Genomic DNA, 13,666 nt, shown 5'->3' with positions numbered 1-13,666 from the left:
CCGTTCAGAGGTACGGGTCGAGCAGGGCGAGCACCGCCTCCGGGTCCTCGACGTGCGCGTTGTGGCCCAGTCCCGGCAGCGTCGCCACCGGCACGCCCAGCTCCTTGAGCTGCGCGTCGGTCACCATCGGATCCGCCTCGCCGCGGGCCAGCAGCACCGGTACACCGGTGGCCGCCAGCAGCACCGGCAGCCGGGGCTCCCCGACCGCGAACGCGGCCGGGTCCATCGCGAGCCGCCAGCGGCCGTCCTCCCGCCGCAATCCCGCGTCCACCACCGGGTGGTCCGGGGCGAACAGCCCGGCGAGCCCTGATACCCGCAGGTAGCGCCGGGCCGCCTCGTCCCGGGTGGCGAACCAGGTGACCGGCCGGGCGGCCAGTTCCGCCGACTTCGCCAGCTCGGCCGGCGACCAGACCGCCTTGATGCCGAGCCCGACCACCGCGTCGACCGGGAGCCCGCGCTGCCGGGCCGCGAGCGCCAGCGCCACCACCCCGCCGAGCGAGTGCCCGAGCAGCACCAGCCGGTCGTCGGGGCCGAGCCGCACCGGCCCGAGCCCGTCCACCACGCGCTGGGCCAGCGCCTCGAACGAGTAGCCGGGCAGCGGCGGTGACCAGCCGTGACCGGCCAGGTCGGGGGCGAGCCAGCGGCCGGGCCAGCGGCGTTCCAGCAGCGGCGCCCAGGGCAGCCACACCTCGCCGGTGGCACCCATGCCGTGCAGGAGAATCAGGTGCCGCTTCCCCGTCGCATCGCCCATTGGCGCAGTCTGCCACCGCCCGCCCCGGACACGCGAGACCGAACCCCGCCGACCCCCTCGCTGCGGCTCCGGCCGCCCACACGCCGCCCTCACCCTCGATCTTGGAGTTGTGGCACCTTCCATAGCGGGCGAGCCGGGCATACTGGGTGCCACAAGTCCAAGATCGGCGCGCCAAGACGGCGTGAGGGCGGGGGCGGGACGAGGAAGGCCGGCGCCCCGGGTGGGGTGCCGGCCTTCGGGTGTGCGGGACGGTCAGGCGGAGTAGCCGCGGCTGGCGATCCAGTGCGCCAGGTCGATCGTGGTGACCCAGTACGACGGCAGCGACGGGTCGGCCGAGTCGGCGATCCGCACGGTCCGGCCGTCGTCCTTGTAGCCGACCACGGCGACGTAGTGGCCGCCCGGGAACGAGTGCCAGCCGCCGTTGGTGTCGGTGGCCGTACCGGCGACGTTCGCGACGACCCCGCGGCCGTTGCTGATCGCCTCGACCACGTCGGCCTGGAGGCGGTCCATCTGGGCCGGGGTGGCCGAGCCGGGAATCATGCGGGTCCGGTACGGGTTGCCCTTGACCTGCTGGTTGAGCACCCGGGTGGTGTCCTCGGCGGAGTTGGTGCCCATCTCGGTGGTGCCGAGAGGACCGGCGAGCGCGTCCTGGCTGCGCTCGATGCCGGCGGCGCTGAGCGCGTTGCGCACGGCGGCCGGGCCGCAGTAGAAGTAGTTGATCTGCGCCTGGTAGTCGTAGTCGAGCGACTTGCTCGACGGCGGCTTCGGCTTGGCCTTGGGCGTGGTGTCCGGGTCCGCCGTGGCCTTCGCGGACGGGGAGGCGCTCGGCGACGCGCTGGGCGCGGCGGAGGCGCTGGGCGGTACGGCGATGCGGGCCTCGCCGCGGCTGGCGGGCTGCTCGCCGAGACGGGCGGAGCCGAGGTCGGCGACCGCGGCGGTGTTCTCCTGGACCGGGGCGTCGTCACCGGCGGTGGCGACGGTTCCGGCACCGGCGGCCAGCACGAGCGCGGCGGCCGATCCGGCGATGATCTGGTACGGGCGTTCGGTGACGATCCGTCGCAGCTGACGCTTCAGGTGGTGCTTCACGAAATCCTCCACGGGGCGTGAGCGGCGCACGCCGGCCCGGCACGCGGAGGAACTCACACGTGCTGGCGGGGCCGGATGGCCGGGGGATCGGGAACGCCCGTGATGCCGGGCGCCCAGGGGGCGGTTGCCGGTCGCGCGTCAGGCGCGCGCGGGCACCGCTTCGCCGTGGAGGCGGGGGGACGATCGAGGGGTGGGCAAGAGGGGTTGCTCCTTCCGTGGCCGCCGACCGGGTTAGCTGACGGATTCGGGCGGGAAGTACGCCCTACCGCGGGCCGTGGGCCCGCGGATTCACCCCGATGGTGCTCATGGGTCCCCGGTTCGTGGAACACGATTAGGCGGGTCGGTGCGGCGTCGCCGTCGGCGATCGATTACCGCATCGGACGCGCCGACACTACCGGTGGGTATGTCCCATGCCAAGCGCTCCCACCTGCGTAAACGTGATCCGCGGTAACGGATTTCGGAACACCCGGTTACTGACTTCGCTCAATGGGACAAGCAGTTTCGACGGCGCCCGGCGGCGGAAAGCGGACAGACGGCGAGCACCCGACCGGCAATCGCGGGACTCGATGACCCGTTCTGCGCCCGGCGCCCGTTTCGGCGGCCCGGGTGACCGGGCTCACCATATTCCGGGTAACGATTCGGTCGAGACGGTCGTCTCAGCCGACCCGGGCCGGGCGCCAGCGGGCGTTGCGGACCGTCGCGGCCACCGGCACGGCGCTCGCCGTCGCGCTCCGGTACGCCGGGGCGGGCCGCAGCGCGGCGGTGGCCGCGTACGCCTCGGCGGCGAGCGTCCGGGCGGCCTCGGCGGCCAGTTCCGCGTCCCGCCAGGCCGTCCGCTCCCGCGCGGCGGCGCTCTCCCATCCGGCCCGGCGCCCGTCCCGGACGGTGCGGGCCAGCAGGATCTCCTGCTCGGCCGGGTGCCGGCGGGGATCCCATCCGTTGCGGCGGGCCAGCACGTCGGCGAGCTGACGGGCGGTCAGGTCGCCCCGCCAGTGCGCCGTCATGGCGGCGTGGTGCAGCCAGCGCTCCCGGGCCGCGTACTCGGCCGGGGTGCGCGGCGTGCGCGGGGCGGGCAGCGCGGCGGCACCGGCGAGGCGGCGGGCGGCGGCGTCCGCCTCGTCGTACGCGGTCCAGGCCCGGTCCGCCTCGTCCTGCGCGGCCAGCCACCGCTCCCGGCGGCGACGGGCCGTCTGGGCGGCTCCGGCGGCGGCCACCGCCACCTCCTCGGCGTACCGGACCAGGTCGTCACGGCGGGCGGCGTCGGCGTCGGCCGGTTCGGGGGCGGCCTCCGGCGCGGGGTCGCGTTCGGGCCGGGCGACGAGCGCGGCGAGCAGGCCGAGGGCGAGCAGCAGCAGGAAGGACCAGATGGCGGCGGCCTCGGGCACGGAGGTGAGGAAGTGGTACAGAGCGGTCTGGGACATGGTCGGCACCTCACGGGAAGGACCTGGCGGGAGGACCCGCACGACCTCGCCGGGGCGGGCCGGTGGCCGCCGGGGCGGGTGCGGGGATGACGTGCGAGTGGGTGCGGAGGACGGGCGCGGCCCGTGAGCGGGTCAGCGGGCGGGCGGGGCCCGCGGGCCGGCCGGTGCGGCGGCCCGTCCGGCCGGGACCGGCTGCGGTGCGGCCGGGGCGGCTGCCCGGGGCGCGGGCGCCGGCACCCCGGCGGGGAGGGCCTGCCGCTCGGCCACGCGGTCGACCTCCGGCCGCACGGCGGTCGAGGTGCCCGTGACCGGGTACGCCGAGACGGCGACCGCCGGGGCCGGGGCGGCAGCGGCGACACCGGCCGGCAGCGTGGCGGCGCCGAACGAACAGGCGACGACCACGGCGAGACTGGCGAGCATCCGGGCGGTCCAGCGCGCCACCCACCACACGGGGCAGGTGAGCGCGATCGGAAGCACGGGTACAAATTACCGCCGAACCCCCACGAACGCACCGCCGTACGGCGTGTCGCGGATCGACCGGCCGACGTGTGCGCGTGTCAGTGCGGGCGACGCCGCCCGGCGTACTCGATGTCCTCGGCCGGACCGGTGACGGACGCCGCGCCCCCGTCGGAGGCGGGCCCGGTGGCGGCCTCGGCGGGCGTGCGCGGAGCCGGCACGGCCGGTGCGGGCGACGCCGCGCGGGCCCGGCGGGACGGGCCGAGCAGGCGCATCATCGGTGTCTCCACCCAGCGGTGCAGCGCGGCGGCCAGCGCGAGCGTGATCACCAGGAAGCCCAGCACCGCGAGCGGGCCGCGCCAGCCGGGCAGGCCGGTCCCCCAGTGCCCGGTCAGCCGCAGCACGGTGACCATGACCAGCACGTGCACCAGGTAGAAGGCGAACGACACCTCGCCGAGCCAGACCATCGCCCGGGACCGCCAGGGGGTGGGCCGGCCGCGCACGTCGGCGTCCGCCGCGGCGGCGATGACCAGGAGGTACGCGACAGCGAGCAGCGCCGCCCAGAACTCGGCCGGGATCCACAGCGCGGCGACCACCCAGGTGGTGACGAAGATGCCGGTGGCGACGGCGAGGTTCGGGCCACGCCAGCGGTGCCGGCGCATCAGCTCGGCGGCGGCCACGCCCATCCAGAACTCCAGCGACCGGGTCACCGGGAAGATCTGGGTGAACCACCACCGCTGCTCCTCCGGGACGAGCTGCTGGCCGGGCCACAGCGCCAGGATGAGCAGCGGCGCCGCGACCAGTACGGTCCGCAGCACCCCGGTACGGGCCCGGCGCAGCCACGGCACCACCAGCGGCAGGCACAGGTAGAAGGCCAGCTCGCAGGAGAGCGACCAGCTCACGTTGTTGATGCTGTAGAAGTAGCCGCCCAGCGGGATCCACGCCTGGACCAGGAAGAAGTTGGCGATCGCGGCCCACGGCACGACCGGGTCGGCGAACCAGGCCGCTACCGCCAGCGCGGCGACGAACGTCACCACGTGGTTCGGGTAGATCTTGGCGAACCGGCGGCGCAGGAACGTCCACGCGCGCTCCCCGTCCCGGTACGACCAGACCAGCACGAACCCGCTGAGGATGAAGAAGAACTCGACGCCGGACAGGCCCAGACTGAACGCCTTGTCGACCAGGGGCTTCAGGTGCGGCTCGGCGACGATCCCCATCGTCCCGGCGTGGAAGCCGAAGACCAGCAGCGCGGCCACCCACCGCAATCCGGTCAGCGACGGCAGTCGCGGGGCACGGGTGACGGTCGGCGCGCTGGTCATTCCGGGCACCCTACCCCGGGCAACCAGGACGTTCCCGGCGAGCCGACGTCCGCTCGGCTCCACAGCGGCGGCGGATAGGATTTCCGTTCTGCACGCGCGGGCACCCACCCGGCTCCCGCCCGCACGCCGTGCCGTACGGAAGGTGAGCGAAACCGGATGCACCAGCGGATCCTGCTCCGCGCCCGCAAGGGCCCGTTCGACGTCCTCACACCCGAGGAGACGTTCGCCGGCAACTGGATCGGGGACAACAGCGGCAACCTGGTCTTCAGCCACGCCGCGTACAAGCTGCTCGCCACCTCCACAGCCGAGATCACACCGACCCGCACCCCGGCCGACCCGCGTCTCGCCGACGAGATCAACGAGCGGCACGACGTGTTCGTCGTACCCCTCGCCAACGCGTTCCGCCGCAGCTTCGTGCACCGCCTGACGCCGCTGACCCGGCTGATCGAACGGCTGAAGATCCCGGTGGTGGTGCTCGGCGTCGGCGTGCAGACGAACGTCGACGGCGACCGCGAGTACCTGCGCCAGATCGACGAGCCGGTGCGCGCCTTCTGCAAGGCCGTGCTGGACCGGTCGCACAGCATCGGCGTCCGCGGCGAGGTGACCGAGAGCTACCTCAACGCGCTGGGCTTCTCCGACGTGGAGCAGATCGGCTGCCCGTCGATGTTCCTGCACGGCGACACGTTCCACCTGGAGAAGAACCGCCCGGAGCTGACCGCCGACTCGAAGGTCGCGCTCACCATCTCCCCGTACGTCCGCTCGATGGCCGCTGTGGTCCGCCACCACCAGGAGCGCTACCCGAACCTCTGCTACGTGCCGCAGGACCTGCGCACACTCGGCACCCTGCTCTACGGCGACGCGCCCGAGTACCGGGGCCAGAGCAGCGACATCCCGCTGCACACCTCGCACCCGCTGTTCGCCGAGGACAAGGTGCGCATGTTCGTCGACCCGTGGACGTGGATGGACCACCTCTCCGGGTACGACTTCGCGTTCGGCACCCGCATCCACGGCACCATCACCGCGCTCGTCGCCGGCACGCCCGGCTACCTGTTCGCGCACGACTCACGCACCCTGGAACTGGCCCGCTACTTCGGCATCCCGCACCGGATCATGCGGGACGTGCCGGCCGACGTCGACGCCGCCGACCTCTACGCGGAGGCCGACTACACGTCGCTCAACGACGGCCACAAGGCCCGCTTCGAGACCATCACCGGGTTCCTGCGCAAGCACGACCTCGGCACCTCGTTCGCCGACGGCGACAGCGCCGCGCGCTTCGACAGACAGGTCGCCGAGACGGTGTTCCCGCCGGCCGTCCGGCCCGCCGCCGCCACCCCGCCGGCCGAACTGCTGACCCGCATCGAGCGGCTGCGCGACGAGAACGCCAAGCTCACCGCCACCATCGACGCGCTGCGCTCGCAGCAGCTCCGGGAGCGGATCAAGCAGGCCGTCCCGGGCACCGTCCGCCGGATGCTGCGGCGCTGACCGTCGTACGCCTGTTCGAGAGCACGGTACGATCGGCTGCGTGTCCGACGCGTACCAGCCCTCGATGCTCGACCTGGCCGAGCAGGGCCCGACCCTGGGCCCGCTCGCCGGGGCGCTGCGCCGGCACGAGCTGAGCCGGGGCGCCTGGGTCGACCACCTGCCCGGCTGGGTGCGCGGCTCCGACGAGGTGCTCGACACGCTGCGGCACGACGTGCCGTGGCGGGCCGAACGCCGCACCATGTACGACACCGCTGTCGACGTGCCCCGGCTGCTCTGCTGGTACGCGGCCGGCCGGCCCCTGCCGCACCCGGTGCTCACCGCGGCCCGGGACGCGCTCACCCGGCACTACGCGCCCGAACTGGGCGAGCCGTTCGTCACCGCCGGCATGTGCCTCTACCGCGACGGCCGCGACAGCGTCGCCTGGCACGGCGACACCCTCGGCCGCTCCGCGCACACCGACACCCTGGTGGCGATCGTGTCGTTCGGTTCCCCGCGCGCGCTGCTGCTGCGCCCCCGCGGCGGTGGCGGCGGCAGCCTGCGGTTCCCGCTCGGCCACGGCGACCTCGTGGTCATGGGCGGCTCCTGCCAGCGCACCTGGGAGCACGCGGTGCCGAAGACCACCCGGCCGGTCGGCCCCCGCGTCAGCGTCCAGTTCCGTCCCACCGGCGTCGCCTGAGCCCGGGCCGGGCCCACATCCGGCCAGGGCACGTGCTAGAAACAACTCCCAGGGTCGATCACGCCCCCGTCACCCGCTGACGCGAAGGGCGACCGATGACCCAGTCCCCCACCTCCCGCTGGTCCCCGTGGACCCTGCACGGCGACGGCCGCCAGGTACGCCCCGGCGACGTGGTCGCGCCCGACGAACGGCTCTCCTGGCCGCGCACCATCGGCGTGGGCGTGCAGCACGTGGTCGCCATGTTCGGCGCCACCTTCACCGTCCCGCTGATCACCGGCTTCCCGCCTGCCACCACGCTGCTCTTCTCCGGGCTCGGCACGCTGCTGTTCCTGCTGATCACCGGTAACCGGCTGCCCTCGTACCTCGGCTCGTCGTTCGCGTTCATCGCGCCGGTCCTGGCGGCGAAGACCGACGGCGGCATCGGCGCGGCCCTCGGCGGCATCGTCGTCGCGGGCGTCGCGCTGGCGATCGTCGGCGTGGTGGTGCAGGTGGCCGGCTCCCGCTGGATCGACGCGCTGATGCCGCCGGTGGTCACCGGCGCGATCGTCATGCTGATCGGCCTCAACCTCGCGCCGGTCGCGTGGGACGGTGGCGGCTCCGGCACCGGCGTGAAGGCGCAGCCGCTGATCGCCGTGGTCACGCTCGTCGCGATCCTGCTCACCACTGTGCTGTTCCGCGGCTTCGTGGCGCGGCTGTCGATCCTCGTCGGCGTGGTGGTCGGCTGGGTGCTCGCCGCGCTGACCGGCAACCTCGACCAGCAGGCGGTCCGGGGCCTGCGCCAGGCGGCCTGGATCGGTTTCCCCGAGTTCCACACGCCGAGCTTCGACGCGCGCGCCGTCGTGCTGGTCATCCCGGTGATCCTGGTGCTGATCGCGGAGAACGCCGGGCACGTCAAGGCGGTGGCCGCGATGACCGGCCGCAACCTGGACCGCGACATGGGCCGGGCGCTGCTCGGCGACGGCGTCGCCACGGTGCTGGCCGGTTCCGGCGGTGGTTCCGGCACCACCACGTACGCGGAGAACATCGGCGTGATGGCGGCGACCCGCGTCTACTCCACCGCCGCGTACTGGGTGGCCGGCGGCACGGCGATCCTGCTCGGGCTGTGCCCGAAGTTCGGCGCGCTGATCCTGACGGTCCCGGCCGGGGTGCTCGGTGGCGCCACCACCGCGCTGTACGGCCTGATCGCCATCCTGGGCGCCCGGATCTGGATCGAGAACCGGGTCGACTTCCACGATCCGATCAACCTGTTCACCGCCGCGGTGGCGGTGATCATCGGCGCCGCCAACTACACCCTGACCGCGGGCGACCTGTCGTTCAACGGCATCGCGCTGGGTACTGCCGCCGCCCTGGTCATCTACCACGGCATGCGCCTGATCGCCCGCCTGCGGGGCACCACCCCCGAGTCCCGCCAGTCCCCCGAACCCGAACTCTGACCCGGGTCCTCTCCCCCACCCGTCCCGCTGCCCCGCCGTCGCCCCGCCGTCGCCCCGTTGATCATGAAGTTAGCGGCACAAATTGCCCGATTCACGCCCGCCAACTTCATGGTCAACAGACGGTGGGGGTGCGATCGGGGCACCCGGAGGGCCGGACCGCGTCGATCATGAAGTTGACGGCGATCGGTGTCCGTTTTGTCCCCGCCAACCTCATGATCGACCGGGCAGGGTGGGGGCGAGTGCCCACACACCCGCAACTCGCCAGGCGCCGACGGCGCCCCCTGCGGTGATCAAGGAGTTTGTGGTCGGCGGGAGCGTGAAAGGGCCGCAAACTCCTTGATCACCCGGGTCGGACAGGGCCGAGATGGGCAGGGTCGCCGGGTGCGCGGGCGGGCGCGGCTGAGCGGTAGGGCGGGTGCGCCAGGCGCCCGCCCTACCTCGTCAGTCGCGGTCGATGTGGTGGCCTACGACCGTCGGGCCCAGCATCACGGCGAAACCGGAACCGTCTCGGCGCGGGTCCGCTGGGGGCAGCTCCACCGGGTCTCCGGTGGCCGTCGCGCCCACCGGCCGCGGGCCGATCCAGGCCACCGACAGCTCCAGCTCACCCTTGAGGAACCGCTGCGCGCGTACGCCGCCGGTCGCCCTTCCCTTCGCCGGGTACGCCTTGAACGGCGTCACCTTCACCGTGGCTCCGGTCGAGGTGACCACCATCGGCTCGCCGTGCTTCGCGTCGTCGGTGCGGATCGCGCCGAAGAAGACCACCCGGGCGTCGCCCGGCAGGTTGATGCCGGCCATGCCGCCGCCCTTGAGCCCCTGCGGGCGTACCACCGATGCGGCGAAGCGCAGCAGCGACGCCTCCGAGGACACGAACGCCAGCGTCTCGGCGCCGTCGGTCAGCCAGGTCGCGCCGACCACCTCGTCGCCGTCACGCAGCGAGATCACCTCGAACTCGTCGGAGCGGACCGGCCAGTCCGGGGCGCACACCTTCACCACGCCCGCCCGGGTGCCGAGCGCCAGACCGGGCGAGCCCTGCGCGGACGGACCCAGCGGGGCCAGCCCGACCACCGTCTCACCCGGCTCCAGCGGCACCAGTTCCGCCGCCGACATGCCGCCGCGCAGCGACACCGTGCCGGACTGCTCCGGCAGCACCGGCAACGGCAGCACGTCGATCTTGAACGCGCGCCCGGTGCTGGTCACCAGCAGCACGCGGCCGCGGGCGGTGGAGTGCACGATCGCGCGTACCGCGTCGTGCTTGACCCGGCCGCTGCGCCGGCGCGCCTCGGCGGCCTCCTCCGACTCGGCCGCGGTCCGTGCCACCAACCCGGTGGCGGAGAGGATCACCTGGCACGGGTCGTCGGCGACCTCCAGCGGACCGGCGGGCACTGAGGCGGCGAGCACCTCCTTGAGGTCACCGTCGACGAGCGTGGTGCGCCGCGGCGCGCCGAACTGCTTGACCACGGCGGCCAGCTCGTCGGAGACGACCTTCCGCAGCACCTTCGGGTCGTCCAGGATCTTCGACAGCTCGGCGATCTCGCCACGCAGCTTCTCCTGCTCGGCCTCCAGCTCCAGCCGGTCGTACTTGGTCAGCCGGCGCAGCGGAGTGTCCAGGATGTAGCTCGCCTGGATCTCGGAGAGCTTGAACTTCTGCATCAGGCCGTCCTTGGCGGCCTGCGCGTCCTCGCTGGCGCGGATCAGCTTGACCACCCGATCGATGTCGAGCAGAGCGATCAGCAGACCGTCGACCAGGTGCAGGCGCTCCTCCCGCTTGCGCTTGCGGTACGCGCTGCGCCGGGTCACCACCTCGTAGCGGTGGGCCAGGAACACGTCGAGCAGTTCCTTGAGCCCGAGCGTGCGGGGCTGGCCGTCGACGAGCACCAGGTTGTTCACGCCGAAGGACTGCTCCAGCGGGGTGAGCCGGTAGAGGTCGGCCAGCAGCGCCTGCGGGTTCACGCCGACCTTGCACTCCACCACCAGGCGGGTGCCGTTCTCGCGGTCGGTGAGGTCCTTGACGTCGGCGATGCCGGTCAGCCGCTTGGTCTTGTTGACCTCGTTGGTGATGGCCGCGATGACCTTCTCGGCGCCGACGCCGTACGGCAGCTCCGTGACGGTGATGGCCTGCCGGCCGCGGCTGCCCTCCAGCGGGCCGATCTCCACCCGCCCGCGCATGCGCACCACGCCGCGCCCGGTCTCGTACGCGCGGCGCACCTCGTCCAGGCCGAGCAGCAGCCCGCCGGTGGGCAGGTCGGGGCCGGGCACGAACTCCATGAGCTTGTCGAGTGTGGCGTCCGGGTGGTTGATCAGCCAGCGGGCGGCCTGGACCACCTCGCCGAGGTTGTGCGGGATCATGTTCGTCGCCATGCCGACCGCGATGCCGGACGCGCCGTTGACGAGCAGGTTCGGGAACGCCGCCGGCAGCACCGTGGGCTGGGTCAGCGAGCCGTCGTAGTTCGGCTCGAAATCGACTGTGTCCTCGCCCAGCTCGCCGGTGAGCAGCATCGCCTCCCGGGACATCCGGGCCTCGGTGTATCGCGCCGCGGCCGGGCCGTCGTCCGGGCTGCCGAAGTTGCCGTGCCCGTCGATGAGCGGGACGTTGAGCGAGAAGTCCTGGGCCAACCGAACCATCGCGTCGTAGATCGCGGTGTCGCCGTGCGGGTGGTACTTGCCCATTGCGTCGCCGACGATGCGGGCGCTCTTGACGTGGCCGCGGTCCGGCCGGTAGCCCTGCTCGTACATCGACCACAGGATGCGCCGGTGCACCGGCTTGAGCCCGTCGCGCGCGTCGGGCAGGGCGCGGGAGTGGATGACCGAGAACGCGTACTCCAGGTAGGAGTCCGAGACCTCGGTGACCAGCGGGTTGTCGAAGACGCGGGCGCCGGCCTGGTCGAAGGCGGCGAGGTCCGCCTTCGCGCGGTCGTCCTTGCGGCGTGCCATGGTGCGGTTCCCTTCCGAGAAGAACCCGTTGGTCAGGCGTCGATGGCGTCGCGGTCGACGCGGTCGGCGGAGTCGATCAGCCAGTTGCGGCGGGGTTCGACCTTCTCCCCCATGAGCAGTTCGAGGATCCGTTCGGCGGCGTCGACGTCGTCGAGCGTGATCCGGCGGACCGCCCGGGTGGCCGGGTTCATGGTCGTCTCCCACAGCTCGTCGGCGTCCATCTCACCGAGGCCCTTGAAGCGCGGGATCGGCGTGACGATCTGCTTGCCGGCCTTCTCCAGCTTGCGCACCGTCGCCTCCATCTCCGCCTGCGTGTAGGTGTAGACGGTCTGCGGGTTGCGCCCCTTGGTCGTGATCTTGTGCAGGGGCGGCATCGCCGCGTAGAGCCGCCCGGCCTCGATCAGCGGCCGCATGTAGCGGGCGAACAGCGTGATCAGCAGGGTACGGATGTGCGCGCCGTCGACGTCCGCGTCGGCCATGATGAGGACCCGGCCGTAGCGCAGGGCCGACAGGTCGAACGTCCGGCCGGAGCCGGCGCCGAGCACCTGGACGATCGCGGCGCACTCGGCGTTGTCCAGCACCTGCTGGAGGTTCGCCTTCTGCACGTTGAGGATCTTGCCGCGGATCGGCAGCAGCGCCTGGTATTCGGAGGACCGCGCGAGCCGCCCCGTCCCGAGGGCGCTGTCCCCCTCCACGATGAACAGTTCACTTCGCTCGATGCCCGCGGCCCGGCAGTCGACGAGCTTGGCCGGCATGGCCGCGCCCTCCAGCGCGGTCTTGCGGCGGGCGGCGTCCTTCTGCTGCTTCTGGGTGAGCCGGACCCGGGCCGCGTCGACGATCTTCTGGAGCACCGTGCGGGCCTCGGCCTTGGTGCGGCGGTCGTCCAGCCAGCTCTTGAGGTGCGCCTCGACCAGGCCCTGGAGCACCTTGGTGATGCCGGCGGTGGACAGCTCGTCCTTTGTCTGCGAGGTGAACTGCGGCTCCGGGATGCGCACGTGCACCACTGCGGTCATGCCCTCCAGGACATCGTCCAGGGTGGGCGCGTCCTCCTTGGGCTTGAGCAGGCCGCGGGCGTTGCGGGCGGCCTCGGCGAGGGTACGGGCCAGCGCGCGCTCGAAGCCCTTGCGGTGGGTGCCGCCGTGGGCGTTGCGGATGGTGTTGGTGAAGCACTCGACGGTGCGCTCGTAGCCGGTGCCCCAGCGGAAGGCCACCTCGACCTCGGCGCGCCGCTGCACGTTGGACTGCATGACGCCGTTGGCGTCGGCGGCGTTCTCCCGGTAGGTGCCCTCGCCGGTGACCAGCAGCGTGCCGGAGACCGGCCGGTCGCCGGCCGGGGCGAGGAACTCCACCATGTCGGTGAGGCCGTTGGGGAAGTGGAAGCTCTCCTCGACGCTCTGCTCGCCGGTCTCGTCGCGCAGCCGGTAGGCGACGCCGGGCACGAGGAACGCGGTGTTGCGCAGCTTGAGCCGGACCGTCTGGGTGTCGAGCGCGGCGCCGGTCTCGAAGTAGCGGGGGTCGTGCCACCAGCGGATCGAGGTGCCGGTGCGCTGGCCGCGCTTCATCGCGCCGACGATCTGCAGGCCGGGGCCGGGGGTGAAGGGCGCGTCCGGCCCGTCGCCGTCGAAGACGCCCGGTACGCCGTGGCGGAACGACATGGCGTGGACCTTGCCGCCGCGCCGGACGGTGACGTCGAAGCGGCGGGACAACGCGTTGACGGCCGAGGCGCCGACGCCGTGCAGGCCGCCGGAGGTCTTGTAGCCGGAGCCGCCGAACTTGCCGCCCGCGTGCAGGCGGGTCAGCACCAGCTCGACGCCGGAGATGCCGGACTTGGCGTGCACGTCGGTGGGGATGCCCCGGCCGTCGTCGTCGACCTGGACCGAGCCGTCGGCGTGCAGGATCACGTCGACAGTGGTGGCGTGACCGGCGACACCCTCGTCGGTCGAGTTGTCGAGGATCTCGTTGACGAGGTGACCCACGCCACGGCTGTCGGTCGAGCCGATGTACATGCCCGGGCGCTTGCGGACGGCGTCGAGGCCCTCCAGATGCGTCAGGTCGTCGGCCCCGTAGAGGGTCTCAGGCTGTGCGGTCAACTGGTCGTACTCCCAGGTCTC

Annotated in this window: 10 protein-coding genes and 1 riboswitch; of the genes, 3 read left to right on the top strand and 7 right to left on the bottom strand. The window is 72.9% G+C overall.

What is annotated here, in order from left to right:
• Positions 1-4 precede the first annotated feature (4 nt).
• The 5 genes from O7546_RS08225 to O7546_RS08205 form a co-directional block, all read right to left on the bottom strand.
• Positions 5-751 carry an alpha/beta hydrolase gene (locus O7546_RS08225; RefSeq protein WP_281600691.1) on the bottom strand — a complete coding sequence of 249 codons (747 nt, stop codon included), beginning with the start codon at positions 749-751 and terminating at the stop codon, positions 5-7.
• Between the two features lie 252 nt (positions 752-1,003).
• Entirely contained in the window at positions 1,004-1,837 is an 834-nt protein-coding gene (locus O7546_RS08220) for a C39 family peptidase (protein ID WP_269696489.1), read from the bottom strand.
• A gap of 205 nt (positions 1,838-2,042) precedes the next feature.
• Positions 2,043-2,185: riboswitch (cyclic di-AMP (ydaO/yuaA leader) on the bottom strand.
• 308 nt (positions 2,186-2,493) lie between these two features.
• On the bottom strand, positions 2,494-3,258 hold the full coding sequence (locus O7546_RS08215) for a hypothetical protein (protein WP_281600690.1): 765 nt from the start codon (positions 3,256-3,258) through the stop codon (positions 2,494-2,496).
• A gap of 132 nt (positions 3,259-3,390) precedes the next feature.
• Positions 3,391-3,735 (bottom strand): hypothetical protein, encoded by a 345-nt coding sequence (locus O7546_RS08210; protein ID WP_194800881.1) that lies wholly within the window; start codon positions 3,733-3,735, stop codon positions 3,391-3,393.
• An 80-nt stretch (positions 3,736-3,815) separates the two neighbouring features.
• Entirely contained in the window at positions 3,816-5,033 is a 1,218-nt protein-coding gene (locus tag O7546_RS08205) for an acyltransferase (protein ID WP_281600689.1), read from the bottom strand.
• Between the two features lie 156 nt (positions 5,034-5,189).
• Here O7546_RS08205 and O7546_RS08200 point away from each other — a divergent pair, with 156 nt between their 5' ends.
• The 3 genes from O7546_RS08200 (at position 5,190) to O7546_RS08190 (ending at position 8,624) form a co-directional block, all read left to right on the top strand.
• On the top strand, positions 5,190-6,515 hold the full coding sequence (locus O7546_RS08200) for a polysaccharide pyruvyl transferase family protein (protein WP_194800879.1): 1,326 nt from the start codon (positions 5,190-5,192) through the stop codon (positions 6,513-6,515).
• Positions 6,516-6,555: 40 nt separating this feature from the next.
• The gene (locus O7546_RS08195; RefSeq protein ID WP_194800878.1) at positions 6,556-7,191 is read left to right on the top strand and encodes an alpha-ketoglutarate-dependent dioxygenase AlkB; all 636 of its coding nucleotides are present in this window, start codon (positions 6,556-6,558) and stop codon (positions 7,189-7,191) included.
• Positions 7,192-7,286: 95 nt separating this feature from the next.
• Positions 7,287-8,624, top strand: a complete 1,338-nt coding sequence (locus O7546_RS08190; RefSeq protein ID WP_194800877.1) for a solute carrier family 23 protein — start codon at positions 7,287-7,289, stop codon at positions 8,622-8,624.
• A 441-nt stretch (positions 8,625-9,065) separates the two neighbouring features.
• On the opposite strand, the gene O7546_RS08185 is transcribed toward O7546_RS08190, so the two are convergent.
• Positions 9,066-11,555 (bottom strand): DNA topoisomerase IV subunit A, encoded by a 2,490-nt coding sequence (locus O7546_RS08185; protein WP_281600688.1) that lies wholly within the window; start codon positions 11,553-11,555, stop codon positions 9,066-9,068.
• 32 nt (positions 11,556-11,587) lie between these two features.
• Positions 11,588-13,645, bottom strand: coding sequence for a DNA topoisomerase IV subunit B (locus O7546_RS08180; protein WP_194800875.1), 2,058 nt, complete (start codon positions 13,643-13,645; stop codon positions 11,588-11,590).
• Positions 13,646-13,666: the final 21 nt, after the last annotated feature.

Origin of the sequence: Micromonospora sp. WMMA1976 (assembly GCF_027497335.1) — a bacterium.
GTDB lineage: Bacteria > Actinomycetota > Actinomycetes > Mycobacteriales > Micromonosporaceae > Micromonospora > Micromonospora aurantiaca.
The sequence above is the reverse complement of the archived record's forward strand: the minus strand, read 5'-3'. Positions and strand labels throughout refer to the sequence as shown.

What these genes read in the sequence shown, in the direction of transcription:
- O7546_RS08225 (WP_281600691.1), bottom strand. Translation starts at nt 751, where the DNA reads ATGGGCGATGCGACGGGGAAGCGGCACCTGATTCTCCTGCACGGCATG.
- O7546_RS08215 (WP_281600690.1), bottom strand. Translation starts at nt 3,258, where the DNA reads ATGTCCCAGACCGCTCTGTACCACTTCCTCACCTCCGTGCCCGAGGCC.
- O7546_RS08205 (WP_281600689.1), bottom strand. Translation starts at nt 5,033, where the DNA reads ATGACCAGCGCGCCGACCGTCACCCGTGCCCCGCGACTGCCGTCGCTG.
- O7546_RS08200 (WP_194800879.1), top strand. Translation starts at nt 5,190, where the DNA reads ATGCACCAGCGGATCCTGCTCCGCGCCCGCAAGGGCCCGTTCGACGTC.
- O7546_RS08190 (WP_194800877.1), top strand. Translation starts at nt 7,287, where the DNA reads ATGACCCAGTCCCCCACCTCCCGCTGGTCCCCGTGGACCCTGCACGGC.
- O7546_RS08185 (WP_281600688.1), bottom strand. Translation starts at nt 11,555, where the DNA reads ATGGCACGCCGCAAGGACGACCGCGCGAAGGCGGACCTCGCCGCCTTC.